The following is a 17,878-nucleotide window of genomic DNA, read 5'->3' as shown; positions in this document are numbered from 1 at the left end:
CTTCAGGCGACCGGCCCCGCGCTGGCGGATCAGGCGCTCTCCCGGTGATGCTTACGACGGCAGCGGGGATTCGTAGGCGCGCAACCACCGGGTCAGGATCGCCTCGAGCCGGTCACGATCGTCGTCGGAGAGCTGGTCGACCAGGCGTCGCTCATTGTCCATGTGGTCTGCGAACGCGGCATCGATGACGTCGAGGCCGCGGGGGGTGAGCGCGACGACCCGGCGCCGACCGTCTCCGGCGACGTGCCTGCGCACGATCAGTCCGGCCGCCGCCAGCCGGTCGAGTCGCTTGGTCATCGCGCCCGTCGTCACCATCGTATGGTCGGCGAGTTCACGAGGCGCTCGTTCGTAGGGACTGCCGGCGCGACGCAAGGCAGCGAGCACATCGAATTCCCCCTCCCCGAGATCGTGGGCGCGATAGACACTCGCGAGCTCCCCGGTAAGGTGGGCGGCGAGCCGGTGCAGACGCCCGATGACGGCTTGCGGGGCGACGTCGAGATCCGGGCGTTCACGTCGCCATTCAGCCTGGATGCGTGCGACCCGATCCGATGCGTCTTCCGTCATACTGCCACTATACCTTCCATGGAAGTTATAGTAGCTTCCATGGAAACTAAATGGCGCTGGCTGCTCGTCACCGCGATCGCCCCGATCGCCTGGGGATCGAACTACTTCGTCACCCGGCAGTTCCTGCCCCTCGACTATCCGCTATGGGGCAGCACGCTGCGCGCCCTGCCTGCGGGCCTCCTCCTGCTGGCGCTGGCGCGGTCCGTTCCCCGCGGCGCCTGGTGGTGGAAGTCCCTGGTACTCGGGGCTCTGAATGTCGGAGCGTTCTTCGTCCTCATCTACATTGCCTCCCACCTCTTGCCCTCGAGCGTGGCGGCCACGATCATGGCCAGCTCGGCCGGGGTACTCCTGCTCCTGGCCTGGCCGATGCTGTCCGAACACCCGACCTGGACGGCCGCGCTCGGCGCGGGTGCCGGATTCGCCGGCGTGTGCGTCCTGCTCCTCGACGGCGGCAGCGCAGTGAATCCCGTGGGGGTACTCGCCTCGGTGGTCGCCATGCTGATGTCGTCGGTCGGCTACATCCTGGCCAGGAAATGGGCGGCCCGGGAGTCCACCATCGCGATGACCTCCTGGCAGCTGGTCGCCGGCGGACTCCTGCTCCTGCCGTTCGCGGCGTTCGTCGAAGGCCCGCCGCCCGCCCTCGACGGTCCGGCCCTGGCCGGCTTCGCGTACGTCACGGTGATCGCAACAGCCGTCGCGTTCGTCGCCTGGTTCTCGGGTCTCCGGCACCTGCCGGCGGCGACGGTCGGGTTGGTCGGTCTCCTCAATCCCGTCACCGGGGTGCTCCTGGGCACGCTTGTCGCCGCCGAGCCCTTCGGTGCGCGCCAGCTGATCGGTGCGGGTCTCGTTGTCGCGGGCGTCCTGATCGGCCAACGCCGGCGACGGGTGCCGACCGGACCCTCGCGCTCTGGGCGCATGCGCTGTGGCTCCTGCTCCCGTTGGCGGCCTGGGTCGCCCTGATCGCCATGCCCGTGCGCAGCATGATGGCCGGGGGCTGGCCGGACGGGTTGCGCGGAGACCAGTCGACCGCGGTCTGGCTCTTCCTCGGCAGTTACGGCGTGATCGCGGGCGGCCTCCTTGCGACCATGCTCGCCTCCCTGATCAAGAAGTCGTTCTACCTGGCCTGGGTGTGGGTCCATCCCGAGGCGGCCTCCGGCGGTTCAGCGCAGGGATTCTGGCGGTGGATGCCATACCGCTGGCGCTTCGACCTCTGGTTCGCCGGCCTCGGCGGCCTCGGCGGCGGTTTCCTCGGGGCATGCTGGATCGCCCTCGCCTTCGAGGAGCAGCCGTTCTTCCAGGCCACTGTCCTCAGTGGAGCGGTCCTCTTCCTCGTCGGGGGCGCGCTGAGCCTCAACTACTGGCGCGCCGGCGAACCGCTCGGCGCCGGGGAGTCCCAGAGGTGAGCCTCGGCTCGGCCGGCAGTCAGTGCGCCTCGGGTTCCTGCGGCGCGGCATCCGCCCGCAGGGTGCTGACGGTGTCGGCCGGATCGCGCTGGCGTCGGCTGGCGAACAAGAACGGGATGCCGATCAGCTCAATGAGGCCTCCGATCACGAGCGACGTTCCGTAGCCCCAGAGGTCGGCGGCGCGGCCGAGTGCCGGCTGGACGAAGACCCCGCCGAGGCTGCCGAACAGTGAGTCGAACGACAGCACCGTCGCGCGCTGCTTCGACGGGATCATGTCATTGAGGTACGCCTGCCGCACCGGGCCGGCGACGGCGAAGACGAACCCCCAGAGCACCAGCAGCACGATCGCGAGCCAGAAGAGGCTGGTGAGCCCGAGAGCGATGAGCACGACGATGCTCGTGACGGATGCCCCGATCACCGTGGTCGTCCGCCGGTGGAATACTCCCCGGATACGCGGGGCCAGCACCCCGCCCGCGACCTGCGCGAGCGAGAGCACGGCCGCGGCGAGACCGGCGATCGAGTACGCGGACGGGTCGCCGGAGAGCACCAGCAGGTAGGGCTGCAGGGCGTAGAACGCATAGACCCCGACCCCGGAGGCGAAGGGCGCGGACAGGATCACCCACCGGACGGAGCGCCTCCGGAGGCCGTGCTCGATCGACTCGGCGAGAACGGTCCTGGTCGCCTTCAGCGGTCCCTGGGATCGATCCGGAGTGAATCCGAGGTCCTTCATCACGACCGCCGCGAACACGAGCATCACGACGAGCACCCCGGCGCGCAGCAGGAAAGGAACGCCGAGATTGGTCGCCTGGGCGATCACGCCGCCGAGGACCGACCCGGCGAACATCGCAATGCCGGTCACGACGAGTCCCCTGCCGAAGACCGCCTCGAGGCCGTCGGTGTACCCGCTGAAGGTCAGAGCATCGACGAGCCAGGCATCCACAGCACCGGAGAAGAACGTGAAGCCGAGCCCGAGCAGCACGGACACGAGCGCCCACCAGCCGAAGGGCGCGTGCCAGAGCCACAGCAACCAGTACAGCGCGGTGGTGGCCGAGAGCGTGATCGTGCCCAGCAGGTAGGACGCCTTCCGCCCGACCGTGTCCGCGACGACCCCGGTCGGGATCTCGAAGAGCACCATCCCGGCGGTGAAGAATGCGTTCGCGGCGAAGGCCTCGAAGTTCGACAGTCCGGCGTCGAGCAGGAACAGCGTGTTGATGCCCCAGATGAAGGACGCGGCCAGGGTGTTGCCGAGCAGGAGGATCAGGTAGATCCTCTGCACGCGCCGCGCCGCGGGGTTCATGGTCGACCTGGTTCCTCCGAGTTCTGCCTCAGGGTTCTGCCTCAGGGTTCTGCCTCAGGGCTCTGCCTCAGGGCTCTGCCTCAGGGCTCTGCCTCAGGGGGCGTCCGGCCCCTGCCCGATGCTCAGCCACGCGTCCGGTCCCGCGCGCTGGGCGCGAGCGGCGCCGTCCTCGGTTGCTGCGCGGGCGTTCTTCAGTTCCTCAAGCTGGCGTTCGACGGATGCCTGACGCACTCCCGCGGACAGCTGCCGGTCGAGGTCCGCGTCCGCGGGCGCCGTGAGATCGTTCAGGACGCCCCGGGCGAGCAGTTCATCGGTCGCGGCAGCACGCGCCTGCATCTGCGCAACCCGGTCCCTGGCCCGATCGAGGTTGGCGCCGACATCACCCAGATTGGAACCGATGCCGGCCGCCGCCTCATTCGCCCGCGCCTGGGCCTCGGAAGCTGCATAGGTGGCCTTGAGAGTCTCCTTCTCGGTCCGGAACGCGGTGACCCGTTCGGCGAGTCGCCGCTCGTTGTCCTGCAACTGCCCCTGCTGCCGTTCGAGCGAGGCGTATTGCTCACGAATGGCACCGACCTGGGTCTCGAGGTAGGAACGGCGTTCGAGAGCGGTCCGGGCGAGATCCTCGCGTCCCTGGTCCAGGGCCTCCTGGGCCTGGTCGGCCAACCGCTGGTATCGGGCTCCCATCTCCTGCCCCTGCAGCTCGATCCGTTTCTTCGCCGTCGTCACCTCGGCGAGTCCCTGCCGCACCTGCTGGAGCATCTTCAGCTGCTGTTCATAGCTGTCGTCGAGGGCCTCTCCTGGGTCTTCAAGCCGGTCGAGGGCGCGTGACGTCTTGCTCCGGAAGATGATGCGCAGCCGTGACGTGGCGCTCATGATTCGCTCCCTCTCGTGGTGTCGCGGTGATCGTGCAGGTTGAGTGCGTGCAGTTCCTGGACTCCGGCTTCCAGGGCCGAGACCTCGCGGTCGACCTCCGAACGCAGCGCCAGCAGGACATCATCGGTGAGGTCCCCGCGGCCGCCTGCAACGGTCGCCCGCAGCCGACGAACGAGTCCGGCGACGTCGTCCACCCGTCGTCTGGCCATCGGAAGTTCCTCTGCGAGGACGACGGCATCGGCCTCACTCGTCAACAGCACCAGTTGCGCGTCGAGGGCAGCGCCTTCATCCTGGATCCGGTGAAACAGGCGGGGAAGCTCGCCCCGCGGCCCGTCACTGCCCAGCGCGAGATCGACTGCGGCCTGACCGCTTCCCAGAGTGTCTCTCAGTCGGATGCGCAGTCCCAGGACCTCGCGCTGCGGTCCCCGGCTCAGGGCGGCCCGGGTGCGAAGCGCCGCACCGGCCACGGCACGGCTGCGACGAATGCGTTTGTACAGCATCCGCGCCACCACGATCGTCGCGCCTGCGGAGACGACGAGGATCGCTGCCAATGCCAGAATCACCGCGGCCACTGCTGTCATGCCGGCCACCCTGCCCTTCATGTCCATCCCACGAGCGAGACCCCGTGCTTCACCGAACAAAATACGCTCGCGTCCGCCGAATTGTCTGTAGGCGGTGCGAATTCTGCCGATGCTGGTCCCGCCCGGCTTGGACCCCAAACGGGGGACACGATGTGCGAGGATAGGTCTGGGACGATCAGCTCGGACGTACGCCCGAGGCGCAGAATTGGAATCCCATCGACGAGTGGGGCGCCTCGATCGCCCTGCACGATCTGCCGGCCCTGTCGGCCCTGCGCACGGGCGCGCCGGTAGCAGAAACCCTGATCGGATTGTTCGTTCCCGGCGATGACACCGACCCGGCTCGTCTGGCCTGGCTCAGGATCTCGGGGATTCCGGCCGTCGACGAGGCCGGTGCGACCGTGGGCGCCTTCGCCCTCCTGGACGTCCGCGAGGACCGACCGGAGGACCCTGCAGGCATCGTTGGCCGGCCTGGGCGACCCGTACGTCCTCGTCCACGCGGTGCGCAACATCCACGGGACCATCATCGACTTCGTGGTGGACGAGGCCAACCCCGCGGCCTGTGCCTTCCACCGGATGCCGCAGGGGCAGTTCATCGGCGGCTCGCTGCTCAACCCCATGCCGGCGGCGATCTCCGGGGCGCTCGGCGACCTCTGCGCGGAGGTCCTCGAGCAGGGTGTCCCCTGTCACCGCGACGGTTTCCGGGCCGCCTCACCTCACGGCGACCGGCCGGACCGGTGGTACGACTTCCACGCCGCTCCTGTCGGTGACCGCGTGTCCGTGATCTGGCGGGATGTGACCGGGCAGCACCTCGCCCTCCAGGCCCTGCAGGATTCGGAGCAGCCCTACCGGCTGCTCGCCGAAAACGCCTCCGACGTCGTACTCATGGTCGACTCCGCCGACCGGTATGTCTGGGCGTCGCCCTCCCTCGAAGAGGCGCTGGGCTGGAAGCACGATGACCTGCTGAATCGGATGTCCGCCGAATTCGTGCACCCCGACGACCTGCCGGGCGTGCTGGCGGCCCGCACCAACCAGAACGAGGGCGTGCGGCGCCATCGTCCGTTCCGGGTTCGGCGCAGTGACGGCACCTATCGCTCGGTGTCGACCATCACGCGCGACCTTCACGACGCGGCAGGCCAGACCGCCGGCCGGGTGATTCCCCTGCGCGACGTGCACGAGGAGACCGTCGCGCGGCAGTCCCTCGAGAAGTCGGAGGAGCTGTTCCGGGTCGTGCTGACGTCATCGACGACGGGAATGATCCTCTGTGACCTCACCGGACGCATCCAGGTCGTGAACGAGGCCTTGTGCACCATGCTCCTCCGCGACGAGGCCTGGCTTCTCGCCAGGCGCACCGACGAGCTGGTGCACCCCGACGACAGGGCGACCGTGATCCAGGCCAGGGCCTTGACGATCGCCATCGCCGCCAGGGCTCCTTTCCGCGAATTGCGGATGGTCAGGGCCGACGGGGCCATTATCTGGGCCCGCCGGACCGCGTCGGTGATCCGGACCAGTGCGGGCGCACCGGAACGTTTGGTCGTGCAGCTCGAAGATGTCACGGCCGAGCACGAGTCCCGCGAGGAGCTGCTGTTCCAGGCACACAACGACCGGCTGACCGGGATGCACAACCGGGACTGGATCCTCCGCGTTCTCGAGCAGGACCGTCGTCGTCGTTCCGAATGCATCCGAGCCCGCGGATGTCGAACGTGTCGCGGTGAACATCACGGCTGCTCTCAGCACCGAGCTCTCGATCCACGGACACCGGATCATCCCGACGGTGTCGATGGGAATCGCCCTCTCCACGGACAGTTCCACCGCCGCCAGTCTTCTTCGGGACACCGACTCCGCTCTCTTCCGGGCCAAGAAGTCGGGCAGGGCCCAGTGGCAGTTCTTCGACGACACGATGCACTCCCAGGCGATGGAGCGGCTCACCATCGAGGACGAAATCCGCATTTCGCTGCGGAAGGGCGATTTCGTCGTCTACTACCAGCCGATCGTCGCCCTCCTCGATCGCTCCACCGTCGGCTATGAGGCACTCGTCCGCTGGCAGCACCCCGGGCGGGGACTCCTTGCGCCGGCCGAGTTCCTCCCGATCGCCGAGGAATCCCGGCTCATCCTCGGAATCGATCGCTACGTGCTCGACCAGGTCTGCGCCGTCCTGGCCTCGGATCCCAACGGTGCGACAACGATCAGCGTCAACGTGTCCGCCGTCGACTTGGCCCACGAGTCCTGGGCCGAGACCTTCCGGTCGGCCCTCCGGACCCACGGCGTCGACCCGTCCCGACTCATCGTCGAGGTCACCGAAACGGCCGTGCTGTCACTGCGGCCATCCACCACAGGAAGCCTCGATGCGGTCCGCGATCTCGGCGTCGGCCTGCACGTCGACGATTTCGGCACCGGGTTCTCCTCCATCTCGCTGTTGCGCGACCTCCCGGTCACGGGACTCAAGCTCGACGCGAGCTTCGTCGCGGGCCTCGGTGACGGCAACCGCGGCGCAGATGCCCTGGCGGCAGACCTCGCGGGGCTCGTCGCGCACCTGGGCCTGACCGGTGTCGCCGAGGGCGTCGAGACCGAGACGCAGGCGCGGACCCTGCTGTCACAGGGCTGGCTGCACGGGCAGGGCTATCTCTTCGGCCGGCCGGCGCCCTGGCCCGGACAGGCCGGGCGAGCCCAATAGCCTGAACGACCCGAACGACCCGAACAGGTCTAGCCGATCCTGGATAGCCCGACCAGGACCATGTGAGTGCTGTCGCCGTTCAGGCAGGTCTGAAAGACGAGGTCGTGGCCACGCGGAACGTCGCTGACCATCGCGGTGCCAGCGCTCAGGGAGCCGATCACACCGGTCACCCGGTAGACGCCGGAGTCGATGCCGGCCAGGCGGACCTGCGCCCCGGTCCACCGCGGGAAGAGTTCGCCACCGCAGCCCCAGTGCTCGACGAGCATCGGCGTGCCGTACCAGGCTGTCGTGTCCACGAGCCCGGAACACAGGTCGATCTCGGGCTGCCGGCCGGCGAGCGTGACGGTGGACGTGTAATCGTCGCCCATCGACGATCGAGGCTGGACCGGGCCAGCGCCCTGGTCCACGATCGACGGGGAGGAGAGTACATCGACACTGAGCTCGATCCCGGAGTCATGGGAGTTGTCCAGGCCATCCACCGACTCCGCTGGGCCAGGGAGAGTCCCGGTCGCCACGGTCACGACGGAACCCGGTCCTGACGACGTTGCGCTCAGGTGCTGGCTGGCTCCGAAGACACAGACCGCAGAGACGACCGCCGTCGCGACGAGGAAACCGCCGACGATGAGGAGCCGGGCTCGAACCGACTGGCTACTGTCGCGCTGCGCATCTCTCGTGGGGTACTCCGGTCTCGGAAGCCCGGCGCACCGTGAGGCATCCGGTCGGCGTGACGGACCCGCGAAGCCCCACCGCTCATCGATACCAGCTCACGTTCACCGATCGATCAGGCTTCGTTCACCCGTTGTTCACCTTTTCAACATAGTCCGTTAAGAGTCGGGCAGGCGGCAGCCACGCCCCTGACGAGCAGGCAGGCCACCCGAAGGCTGAATCAGCGGATGAGCCCGGCCTCGCGCGCGGCAGCAACCGCCGCCGTGCGACTCGTCGCACCGAGCTTGGGGAAGATATGGGCGAGATGCGACTTGACGGTGGTCTCACTCAGGTGCAGCCCGCGCGCGATGTCGCCATTGCTGTGCCCGGCCGCCACGAGGGTCAGGACCTCGAGTTCGCGGATGCTCAGCGCCGACTGCGCGTCGCGCACCCGAGCGAGCAGCCGGGTGGCCACGGCCGGTGCCAGTGCCGACTGCCCGGACGCGGCGGCGATCACGGCAGTGATGAGATCGTCCGGCGGGGTGTCCTTCAGCAGGTATCCGGCGGCGCCGCTTTCGATCGCGGTGACGATGTCGCTTTCGGCGTCATAGTTCGTGAGGATCAGCACGGCGGGCGCGTTGTCGAGCGCGCGGATGCGCTGCGTCGCCGCGGCGCCCTCGAACTGGCCCTGGAACTGCAGGTCCATCAGCACGACGTCAGGGCCCAGGCGCACGGTTTCGGTGAGCGCTTCGGCGGTCGTACCGACCGCGGCGACGACAGTGATCGACGGTTCCGTGTCCAACAGGGCAAGCAGCCCGGTGCGCATGATGGGATGGTCGTCTGCGATCAGCACCCGGATGGTCATCGGGCGAGCTCGAAGCTGGCTACGACGCTGGTCCCGTGCCGGTTCCGGTCGCCATCCGGGCGCGTGCTCTCGACCGTGAGCGTCCCGCCCAGCTCGGTGACACGCTCCCGCATGGCGTGCAGGCCGAAGGTGTTGCGAGCGGTGGGGACGGCAGCGGGAACGACGGCAGCGGGTACGACGGTATCGGGTACGACCTGTGGGCCGGACTCGGGGTCGAACCCCACTCCGTCGTCGACCACGTCCAGAATGACCTCCGAATCGAGCCGGCTCAACGTGAGGTCGATCCGGCCGGCCCGGGCATGCTGCACGGCGTTGGCCAGCGACCCCTGCGCAATCCGGAGCAGGGCCGTTTCGAGCCGGGTCGGCAACAGGCCGATGTCCCCGGAGATCGTGACGTTGACCGGTACTCCGCTGGCCGCATCCGTCTCGGCGGCAAGCCGGCGGAGCGCCTCGACCAGCGTGGTCTGCCGCAACGCCGGTGGCGAGAGTTCGTCGATGAAAGAACGGGTTTCGCCGAGGGCCTGAGTCGCGGCATCCCTGGCCTGGCCCACGCGCATGCGCACGGCGGCACTCGAATCGGCGGAGCGCTCGGCAGCGTGCAGCAGCAGGACGATGCTGGAGAGGCTCTGGGACACCGTGTCATGGATCTCGCGCGCCAGCCGGCCGCGTTCGTCGAGCACTCCCGCGGCCCGCTCGGCCGCAGCGAGCTGGGTTCGGGTGTCCTGCAGCTCGGCGATCAGAAGGTCCCGCTCCCGGGCTTCCCTGGTGAGCGACCGGTACGCGAGCCCGATGACGACGGCGACCACGGCACCGATCACGGGACCGATCACGCCGCCCACGCTGAATCCGCGATGCACGCCGAATGCGACGATCGCGATCCCGGTCGCGAGGGCGATTGCTGCGGGGCCCGTCCAGCCGGGAAGCAGGTGCAGGTAGATGAAGAAGAGCGGGAAGAGCAGGTAGATGGCCTCCGGGCTGAAGACCGTGAGGACAACCCACTCGAGGCTCAGCGCGGCCGTCCAGGCCAGTGCCCACCCGGGCAGGGAACGGCTCGGGAGGTTGTATGCGACGAGTGTGCCGGTGGCATAGGTTCCGAGCAGCACGGCGGAAAGGCAGATGATGACTCCCGCGGCGGGCATCCCCGCCTGCCCGGCCATCGCGACCACGAGCACGACGAGGCCGAGCACCAACAGGTGCAGGCTCACGCGCAGACCCAGGAAGACGGAGTCGAGTCCGGAGCCGTGCGCGGTCATGGCGTTGCTTCTCTCACTCGGCGATCACCAGTCCACCGTACGGGGAATAGGCCGGGACGGCATCCTTCGAAAGGTGTAGCGGATGCTCCGCCCTTCGTCCCGGAATGACCGTTCGGGTGCACGATGACCGGGCGTTCGGTTCTCGGCAGAGTGGTCAGTGGCGGGCACGGGCTCGCCATCTGCAGCCGGTCCAGTGACGGGACCGGCGTGAAAAGGAGTCCTCTGTGTACGTAGCGTGGCGCGATCTGAGATTCGCCAGGGGGCGATTCGTCCTCATCGGAACCGTGGTGACCCTGATCACCCTGCTGGTCGGATTCCTGTCCGGCCTGACCGGCGGCCTGGCCGACCAGAACATCTCCGCGATCACCGGCCTCGGCGCCGATCGGATCGTCTTCTCTGCCCCGGTCGCGGACTCCGAACGCAGCTTCGCCGATTCCGCTGTGACCGAAGCGGATGCGATCCGGTGGCGAGACCAGGCCGGGGTCCGGGACGTGCACCCCCTGGGCATCAGCCAGCAGAGGGTATCGGCCGGCGACAACCAGGTCGCCGTCGCGCTGTTCGGCAGCGCCTCCGGGTTCGGTTCCGGCAGCGCTCCCGCGAGCGGGCACCTGACCCTGCCGCGGACGGCCGCTGCGAAACTCGGCATCGGGGCAGGCGATTCGGTCACCATCCTGGGTTCAACATTCGTCGTCGACCGGGTCACCGACGACACCTGGTACTCGCACACGCCGGTCAGCTGGCTGGCCCTGACCGACTGGCAGAAGCTCGCCGCCACGACCGGCAGCCCCGGCGCATACGCGACCGTCCTGGCCGTGACCGCCTCGGGAACCGACTGGTCCGCCGCGGACACGGCGACCGGCACGTCCTCGGCCGGCGTCCTGCAATCGCTGACGGCCCTGTCGGCATTCCGCTCCGAAATCGGCTCGCTGCTCCTGATGGTGGCCATGCTCTTCGGCATCTCCGCCCTCGTGGTCGGCGCGTTCTTCACCGTCTGGAGCATGCAACGCCAACCGGACGTCGCAGTCCTCAAGGCGCTCGGTGCGTCCAACCGGATGCTCGTCGGCGACGCTCTCGGCCAGGCCGCCCTCGTCCTCATCGTGGGCGTCGGGCTCGGCATCGCGCTCACCGCCCTGCTCGGCGCACTGGCCGGCACCGCGTTGCCGTTTGTGATCAGTCCCCTGACGACCCTCCTTCCCGGTGCGGCGATGATCGCGCTGGGTCTCGCCGGCGCGGCCTTCGCGCTCCGTTCCGTCACCACCGCCGACCCCCTCACCGCCCTCGGGAGCAACCGATGATCCGCCTTGACCACATCACCCTCAGCTTCCCGGACGGCGACCGGCGGATCACCGCCGTCGACGACGTCAGCCTCAGGGTCGATCGCGGTTCCGTGGTCGGGATCACCGGCCCATCCGGATCGGGGAAGTCGAGCCTGCTCGCCGTGGCTTCGACCCTGATCAGCCCGGATGCAGGAACCCTGCACGTCGATGACGTGGACGCGACCGCCCTCTCCCTCGCCGAACGGGCGGAGCTGCGAAGGGACAGCATCGGCATCGTCTTCCAGCAATCGAACCTGATCCCGTCGTTGACCGCAGAGGAGCAGCTTGTTGTGATGGGGGAACTCGACGGACCCCGCCGGGGTCGCAGTGCCCGCAACGCCGCACGGGCGCGGGCCAGGGAGCTCCTGGATGCCGTCGGCCTCGCCGATCACGCCGCCAAGCATCCGGCGCAACTCTCGGGAGGGCAACGCCAGCGGGTCAATATCGCCAGGGCACTGATGAATGAGCCGAGCGCACTGGTGGTCGACGAGCCCACGAGTGCGCTGGACCAGGAACGCGGTTCGAGCATCCTGGCCCTGATTCTGCGGCTGACAGCGGAGTTCGACACCGCCACGATCCTCGTCACCCACGACCAGCGCCTGCTCCCGCTGATGACCTCGGTGCATTCGATGGTCGACGGCGCGCTCACAACACGGTGAACGCCCGCTATCGCTACCAGGTCGCGTCCCCCCGGATGACCACATCCGAACCCCCGTCGATGAAAATCACCTGACCGCACAGGTGGGCGTTTTCCTCGCCGGCGAGCCACGCCAGGAGGTAGGCGACCGAGCGCGGTTCGAAGATCCCGTTGAGGGGCATCGGAACCATCGTGGCCATCGCCTCGCGCTGCTGCGGCGTCTTGATCATGTCGGAGGTCATCGGGGTGTCCACGACCCCGGGTGCGATCGCGTTCAGGGGGATCGAGGCGCCGGCCCAGTTGTCCGTCGCAGCGTTCCGGCGGATCCACCGGGCCAGGGCGCGCTTGGTCGTGCCGTAGATCAAGGCTCCCAGCTCCTCGCCGCCCGCTTCGAGCTCTGCGGCGCGGGCCAGGGCATCCGCTTCGTTGCCGGCGAGGAGTGCGGCGAGCAGGATGTCGTCCGGCGGGAAGAGCGAGGCCATCGACGCGACGGCGACGGCGCGGGGGGCGGCCGAGCCGACCAGCAGGGGGCGCAGGTCCTCAAGCGTCGCGATGGTTCCGAAGTAGTTCACGGCCACGGTGGTGGCCGTCGGCGAAGCCAGACCGGCAACGGCGAGCACGGCGTCGACCGCACCGCCGCTCAGGTCGCTCACCTGTTCGACGAGGGACGCGCGCCCTGCAGCGGTGGACAGGTCGACGACCACGTCCGCATCATGGATATCGACGCCGATGACGGTCTCACCGCGCTCCATGAGAAGTTCTTTGGTTGCCTTCCCGATGCCGCTTGCCGAGCCGGTCACAACGGAGGTACGAGGCATGGGAACGACCTTTCGACGGTGAATCGGGCACGGTGTCCACGATGCATGGTGCCCCCACGACCGGGAGCACACAAGGGCGCCGGGCAGGGCGCCGGAACGGGGTGCACGGGGCCGGCCCACTGTCGACGGTCACCGCACCCCGCGCCGTCCTCGATAATGAAAAGGGTGACTCACCTCCAGGAACCCGCCGATATCCGCCTGATCGTCTCGGACATGGACGGCACTCTCCTCGATGATTCCGGCCGGGTGCCCGACGGCTTCTGGCCCGTGCTCGAGGCGCTGCTCCGCGCCGGAGTGATGTTCTCCCCTGCCAGTGGACGCCAATACCAGACCCTGCGGGAAACCTTCGGTGAGCGCGAGGGCCTGGTGTTCATCGCCGAGAACGGCACGAACGTCGTTCGCGACGGCACGAGCATCGCACTGGAACCCATCGTCTTGTCCGTCATCCCCGCCATCGTCGAGTGGGTGCGCACCGCGGCCGCCACGGGCTCCGACGTGGGCATCGTCGTGTGCGGGGTGCGAACGGCGTATATCGAGCGCACCGACGCCGAGTACTTCGCCAGGGTCAAGCCGTACTACGAGGCCCTGGCGATCGTGGACGATGTCCTCGCCGCGTCCTCCGACGACGAGGTGGTGAAACTCGCGATCTACGACTTCGCCTCAGCGGAAGAGCACACCGGGCCGTCCCTGCGCGGCCTCGGACTCGAGGCCGATGTCGTGGTCTCGGGCGAGCACTGGGTCGATGTGATGCGTCCAGGGGTCAACAAGGGGCGGGCGCTGATCCGCCTCCAGCGCGAACTCGGGATCACCCGGGAGCAGACGATGGCGTTCGGCGACTACCTCAACGACGCCGAGATGCTCGACGCCGCCGGAGAGTCCTACGCGATGGCCAATGCGCACCCGAGCATCCGTGCCCGTGCCCGCCACCTCGCTCCGTCGAACGACGATGACGGTGTCGTCACCAGCATCCTCGCCGCTTTTCCCGGCCTGATGCTGGGCGCTCGTTAAGCTGACACGCCCCGTGTCGGCCGGGCCCGATCGGGACCCGGCCGATGCACGAGTGACTACTTCAGGATGCGGATGAGCTTGCGGTTGGCGAACTCTGCGATCCCGAAGCGTCCCAGTTCCCGGCCGAAGCCGGACCGCTTCACGCCGCCGAAGGGGAGTTCCGGGCTGTCCAGGAGCGACCCGTTGATGAACACCATCCCGGCCTCGATCTGGTCGGCGACGCGCAGTGCCTGCTCCGGGTCGGTCGTGAAGAGGTAGGAACCGAGGCCGTAGGGGATGTCGTTGGCCACCTGAACCGCCTCCGCCTCGTCCTGCACACGGTAGATCGCGGCCACCGGGCCGAAGAATTCTTCCCGGTAGGCGTCGCTCTGCGGGGAGACCCCGGTGATCACCGTCGGCGAGAAGAAGGCGCCGTCCCGCGTTCCCCTGGCAACGACGGTGGCGCCCTGGGCCTCCGCCCGCTGGAGCTGTTCCTCGAGGTTTTCGGCGGCGCCGAGGGAGGAGAGCGGTCCCAGTGTCGTCTCCGGTGACGTCGGGTCTGCCGGCACGTTGCCGGTGATCTTGGCGGTGAAGCTCTCGGTGAAGGCGTCGAAGAGGCCGTCGATGACGATGAAACGCTTGGCCGCGTTGCAGGACTGCCCGGAGTTGTCCAGGCGGGCCGCGACGGCAGCGTCGACGGCTTCCTCGAGGTCGTCCGCGCTGAGCACGATGAACGGGTCGGATCCGCCCAGTTCGAGCACGACCTTCTTGAGATTGCGGCCGGCGACCTCCGCGACGGCCGCGCCTGCCCCCTCCGACCCGGTCAGGGAGACGCCGTGCACCCGCGGATCGGCGATGATGTCGGAGATCTGGGCGTTGGATGCGTAGAGGTTGCGGTATGCGCCGGCGGGGAACCCGGCATCCGTGAAGATCTCTTCGATGGCGGCGGCGGATTCCGGGCACTGCGAGGCGTGCTTGAGCAGGATGGTGTTGCCGAGCACCAGGTTCGGGCCGGCGAAACGGGCGACCTGGTAGTAGGGGAAGTTCCACGGCATGATGCCGAGGAGAACGCCGAGGGACGCGCTGCGCATGAACGCGGTGCCCTCGCCACCCAGAAGTTCGATCGGCTCGTCGGCGAGGAAGGCCTCGCCATGAGTCGCGTAGTAGGAGTAGATGTCGGCGGAGAAGTCGACCTCACCGAGGGCCTGCTCGACGGGCTTGCCCATTTCGCGCACGATGAGCTCGGCCAGGTGCTCGCGACGCTCGGTGTGCAGGTCGGCGACGCGCTGCATGAGTGCCGCCCGCTCCGCGACGGATGTGCGGCGCGAGAACTCCGTGTGGGCGCGGTCCGCCACGCCGATCGCGTCCGAAACCTCGTCGTCGGTTGCCAGCGTGAAACTGGGGCCGCTCGTCCCCGTGGCGGGGTTGGTGACAACGTACTTGTTCATGAATTTCTCCCTGGGTGTCCTCGTTAACGCCGAACGCACTCGCAGCATACCTGTCCGGGCAGGGCTCACGAGGCCGGGCTATCCTGTCATTTTCATTCCGACGATTCTTTGAAGGAGATCCCTCTTGCCGTACTTCAGCACATCCGACGGAACCGAGATCTACTACACCGACCAGGGCGAAGGACAGCCGGTCCTCCTCAGCCACGGCTGGCCGCTCTCGTCCGACGCCTGGCAGGTCGAGGTGAAACTGCTCGCCGACAACGGGTACCGTGCCATCGCACACGACCGCCGCGGGCACGGTCGCTCAGCGAAGACGTATACCGGAAACGACATGGACACGTATGCCCGCGACCTGGCCGAACTCGTCGAGTCGCTCGACCTGAAGAACCTCGCCGTGATCGGTCACTCCACGGGCGGCGGCGAGGTGGTGCGCTATGCGGCGCAGCACGGGGTCGGCCGGGTGACCAAGGTCATCACCGCCGGCGCGGTGCCGCCGCTCATGGTGAAGACGGAAAGCAACCCCGACGGCCTTCCGATCGAGGTGTTCGACGGCATCCGTGCGGGTGTCCTGAGCGATTCGTCCCAGTTCTACATCGAGCTCACCGAAGCGTTCTTCGGGGCGAACCGGCCCGGAAGCGCGGTCTCTGAGGGTGCCAAGCGCGAATTCTGGCGCCAGGGAATGCTGGTGAACCTCGCCGCGGCCTACGACTGCGTCAAGGCGTTCTCGGAGACCGACTTCACCGCAGACCTCACGGCGCTCGAGGTACCGATCTTCATCGCCCACGGAGACGACGACCAGATCGTTCCCATCAAGGACGCAGCACTTAAGTCGATCAAGCTGGTCAAGAACGGCACCCTCAAGGTCTATCCCGGCGCGCCCCACGGAATCTATGGCGACTACCAGGCGGAGCTCGACCAGGACATCCTCGCCTTCCTCGCGACCTAGGCCCCCCACGAACGGTGTGACCGGGCACCGGCCGACGGATAGGCTCGGCTCGTGCCCGTCACCCTGGAACCCCTGTCCCCCAAACGTCTTCCGAAATGGCTGCGACGCAGCGCGGAGGAGTACGCATCCGATCTGATCAGCCTCGGCCGCTCCCCCTCAGATGCTCATCGGCTCGCCGCCCGGAGTCTCGGAAATTCCTTCCCCGGCGGACAACCGGCATCCGGTCAGTACGTGTTCGACGTGCACGACGGCCCTGGCCGCCCGGTCGGCTACCTCTGGATCGGCCGCGCCCAGGGTGAGGACGATTCGGACTGGTGGGTCTGGGATATCTCCATCAACGAGGACGAACGTGGCAAGGGGCTGGGCCGGGAGACCATGCTGCTCGCGGAACAGTTCGCGAAGTCCCACGGCGCCAGGACCCTCGGCCTGAGCGTCTTCGGTTTCAATACGGTGGCGCGGCGGCTCTACGAGACGCTGGACTACGAGACGACGTCGATCAAGATGAAGAAGACCCTCGGCTGAGCCACCCGCTCACTCCGAGGCACCCGTCTCCGGGGCACGAGTCTCCGGGAGCACCGGCAGGGTGCGCACTCCGTCGAAGTAGCGCGGATGCCCGTCGATCGGATCGGTGAAGCTCACCTCGCTCGCCAGGAGCTGCAGCGGCCGGGAGAAGTCGTCGATGGCGACGTCCTGGACCACAGGGTAGAGCGGGTCGTCGATGATCGGGATGCCGAGGCCCAGCATGTGCATCCGCAGCTGGTGGGTGCGTCCCGTGCTCGGCGTCAGCCGGTAGACGGCGGCACTGCCGAGCGAGGTCTCCAGCTCGATCAGCGACTCGGCGTTGACCGGTGCCCCGGGCACGACCTCGGCCTGCCAGTGACCGCGCCGGGTGAGCAGGTGGTTGCGGACGGTGACGGGGAACTCAAGCCCCGGTCGGGCCGGGGCCAGGGCCCGGTAGGTCTTGTGGACTTCACCGCGCTGGAACATCGACTGGTACGCCCCGCGCCAGCGCCTCTCGGTCGCCAGCACAAGCAGCCCCGATGTCACCCGGTCCAGCCGATGCAGCGGAGAGAGCTCTGGCAGTCCGAGCTCGGCGCGCAGGCGCACCACGACACTCTGCACGACGTGCCGGCCGCGCGGGATCGTGGAGAGGAAGGCCGGCTTGTCGATCACGACGAGCCGCTCGTCGCGGTGGATCACATGAATGGTCCCCGGCACGACCACCTCCGCGGCGAGATCACGATGAAACCAGACGAAGGTGTGCGGCCGGTAGGGGTCGCTGGTAGCGACGGGCGTGCCCGTTTCGTAGGCGAAGCGCTCCGCGGCCAGGAACCCGGCCACGTCGACGAACCCGGCCAACCGTTCTGCCAGCCAGGCGCCCATGGTCGGCCACGGCTGCGGCCGGGATGGGTCGCGCTCCGGGGTGCAGACCCAGGCCGCGTCGAGCCCGTGACGTTGCGGAAGGGGCGAACGCGGGGGCATCCACTGATCGTACCCACCCGACGATCACAGGTCAGGGTCGCAGGGTCAGAACAGCGGCCAGGGGACCGCGGGCATCTGGCCGCGCGGGGCGG

Annotated in this window: 18 protein-coding genes and 2 pseudogenes; 10 read left to right on the top strand and 10 right to left on the bottom strand. The window is 68.3% G+C overall.

Features of this window, described 5'->3' with window-relative positions; translation table 11 throughout:
- Window positions 1–51: 51 nt before the first annotated feature.
- Window positions 52–564 carry a MarR family winged helix-turn-helix transcriptional regulator gene (locus QN357_RS10690; protein WP_134450234.1) on the bottom strand — a complete coding sequence of 171 codons (513 nt, stop codon included), beginning with the start codon at window positions 562–564 and terminating at the stop codon, window positions 52–54.
- A gap of 39 nt (window positions 565–603) precedes the next feature.
- Here QN357_RS10690 and QN357_RS10685 point away from each other — a divergent pair, with 39 nt between their 5' ends.
- Together QN357_RS10685 and QN357_RS10680 are read left to right on the top strand one after the other, a co-directional pair.
- Window positions 604–1,524 carry a DMT family transporter gene (locus tag QN357_RS10685; RefSeq protein WP_322136076.1) on the top strand — a complete coding sequence of 307 codons (921 nt, stop codon included), beginning with the start codon at window positions 604–606 and terminating at the stop codon, window positions 1,522–1,524.
- Window positions 1,503–1,967, top strand: coding sequence for a hypothetical protein (locus tag QN357_RS10680; protein WP_322136077.1), 465 nt, complete (start codon window positions 1,503–1,505; stop codon window positions 1,965–1,967). Before QN357_RS10685 ends, QN357_RS10680 begins: the two co-directional genes overlap by 22 nt.
- 19 nt (window positions 1,968–1,986) lie before the next feature.
- Here QN357_RS10680 and QN357_RS10675 read toward each other — a convergent pair whose 3' ends face one another.
- From QN357_RS10675 to QN357_RS10665, 3 genes are all read right to left on the bottom strand, one after another.
- Window positions 1,987–3,264: an MFS transporter gene (locus tag QN357_RS10675; RefSeq protein WP_322136078.1), complete on the bottom strand. Its 1,278-nt coding sequence runs from the start codon at window positions 3,262–3,264 to the stop codon at window positions 1,987–1,989.
- Window positions 3,265–3,357: 93 nt separating this feature from the next.
- Window positions 3,358–4,137, bottom strand: coding sequence for a PspA/IM30 family protein (locus tag QN357_RS10670; protein WP_322140748.1), 780 nt, complete (start codon window positions 4,135–4,137; stop codon window positions 3,358–3,360).
- Window positions 4,134–4,745 (bottom strand): hypothetical protein, encoded by a 612-nt coding sequence (locus QN357_RS10665; protein ID WP_322189613.1) that lies wholly within the window; start codon window positions 4,743–4,745, stop codon window positions 4,134–4,136. The genes QN357_RS10670 and QN357_RS10665 overlap by 4 nt, the downstream gene beginning before the upstream one ends.
- Window positions 4,746–5,042: 297 nt before the next feature.
- Here QN357_RS10665 and QN357_RS10660 point away from each other — a divergent pair.
- The 3 genes and pseudogenes from QN357_RS10660 to QN357_RS10655 all read left to right on the top strand — a co-directional run.
- A pseudogene (locus QN357_RS10660) lies at window positions 5,043–6,287 on the top strand (PAS domain S-box protein); the annotation flags it as partial.
- Between the two features lie 139 nt (window positions 6,288–6,426).
- A pseudogene (locus QN357_RS19580) lies at window positions 6,427–6,531 on the top strand (hypothetical protein); the annotation flags it as partial.
- Between the two features lie 99 nt (window positions 6,532–6,630).
- A complete protein-coding gene (locus tag QN357_RS10655; protein WP_166791031.1) occupies window positions 6,631–7,389 on the top strand; it encodes an EAL domain-containing protein in 759 nt (252 codons plus the stop codon).
- A 29-nt stretch (window positions 7,390–7,418) separates the two neighbouring features.
- Here QN357_RS10655 and QN357_RS10650 read toward each other — a convergent pair whose 3' ends face one another.
- The 3 genes from QN357_RS10650 to QN357_RS10640 all read right to left on the bottom strand — a co-directional run bounded on the left by QN357_RS10650 (window position 7,419) and on the right by QN357_RS10640 (window position 10,152).
- A complete protein-coding gene (locus QN357_RS10650; RefSeq protein WP_322136081.1) occupies window positions 7,419–7,910 on the bottom strand; it encodes a hypothetical protein in 492 nt (163 codons plus the stop codon).
- 365 nt (window positions 7,911–8,275) lie between these two features.
- Window positions 8,276–8,899: a response regulator transcription factor gene (locus QN357_RS10645; protein ID WP_322136082.1), complete on the bottom strand. Its 624-nt coding sequence runs from the start codon at window positions 8,897–8,899 to the stop codon at window positions 8,276–8,278.
- Entirely contained in the window at window positions 8,896–10,152 is a 1,257-nt protein-coding gene (locus tag QN357_RS10640) for a sensor histidine kinase (protein WP_322136083.1), read from the bottom strand. The genes QN357_RS10645 and QN357_RS10640 overlap by 4 nt, the downstream gene beginning before the upstream one ends.
- A 224-nt stretch (window positions 10,153–10,376) precedes the next feature.
- Between QN357_RS10640 and QN357_RS10635 the strand changes: the two genes are divergently transcribed.
- Both QN357_RS10635 and QN357_RS10630 read left to right on the top strand, forming a co-directional pair.
- Entirely contained in the window at window positions 10,377–11,447 is a 1,071-nt protein-coding gene (locus tag QN357_RS10635) for an FtsX-like permease family protein (RefSeq protein WP_134558526.1), read from the top strand.
- The gene (locus QN357_RS10630) at window positions 11,444–12,127 is read left to right on the top strand and encodes an ABC transporter ATP-binding protein (protein WP_322136084.1); all 684 of its coding nucleotides are present in this window, start codon (window positions 11,444–11,446) and stop codon (window positions 12,125–12,127) included. The genes QN357_RS10635 and QN357_RS10630 overlap by 4 nt, the downstream gene beginning before the upstream one ends.
- A 13-nt stretch (window positions 12,128–12,140) precedes the next feature.
- Here QN357_RS10630 and QN357_RS10625 read toward each other — a convergent pair whose 3' ends face one another.
- Window positions 12,141–12,923, bottom strand: a complete 783-nt coding sequence (locus QN357_RS10625; RefSeq protein ID WP_322140747.1) for an SDR family oxidoreductase — start codon at window positions 12,921–12,923, stop codon at window positions 12,141–12,143.
- 165 nt (window positions 12,924–13,088) lie between these two features.
- On the opposite strand from QN357_RS10625, the gene QN357_RS10620 reads away from it, so the two are divergent.
- Window positions 13,089–13,931 carry a Cof-type HAD-IIB family hydrolase gene (locus QN357_RS10620; RefSeq protein ID WP_322189612.1) on the top strand — a complete coding sequence of 281 codons (843 nt, stop codon included), beginning with the start codon at window positions 13,089–13,091 and terminating at the stop codon, window positions 13,929–13,931.
- Between the two features lie 56 nt (window positions 13,932–13,987).
- Here the strand turns inward: QN357_RS10620 and QN357_RS10615 are convergent, their stop codons facing one another.
- The gene (locus QN357_RS10615; protein WP_134558530.1) at window positions 13,988–15,358 is read right to left on the bottom strand and encodes an NAD-dependent succinate-semialdehyde dehydrogenase; all 1,371 of its coding nucleotides are present in this window, start codon (window positions 15,356–15,358) and stop codon (window positions 13,988–13,990) included.
- 124 nt (window positions 15,359–15,482) lie between these two features.
- Here QN357_RS10615 and QN357_RS10610 point away from each other — a divergent pair, with 124 nt between their 5' ends.
- The gene (locus tag QN357_RS10610; RefSeq protein WP_134558531.1) at window positions 15,483–16,304 is read left to right on the top strand and encodes an alpha/beta fold hydrolase; all 822 of its coding nucleotides are present in this window, start codon (window positions 15,483–15,485) and stop codon (window positions 16,302–16,304) included.
- Window positions 16,305–16,355: 51 nt separating this feature from the next.
- Entirely contained in the window at window positions 16,356–16,826 is a 471-nt protein-coding gene (locus QN357_RS10605; protein WP_134450218.1) for a GNAT family N-acetyltransferase, read from the top strand.
- Window positions 16,827–16,835: 9 nt separating this feature from the next.
- Here the strand turns inward: QN357_RS10605 and QN357_RS10600 are convergent, their stop codons facing one another.
- On the bottom strand, window positions 16,836–17,786 hold the full coding sequence (locus QN357_RS10600) for a pseudouridine synthase (protein WP_322136087.1): 951 nt from the start codon (window positions 17,784–17,786) through the stop codon (window positions 16,836–16,838).
- Window positions 17,787–17,878: the final 92 nt, after the last annotated feature.

Source organism: Cryobacterium sp. RTC2.1 (assembly GCF_035018685.1).
GTDB lineage: Bacteria > Actinomycetota > Actinomycetes > Actinomycetales > Microbacteriaceae > Cryobacterium > Cryobacterium glucosi.
The sequence above is the reverse complement of the archived record's forward strand: the minus strand, read 5'-3'. Positions and strand labels throughout refer to the sequence as shown.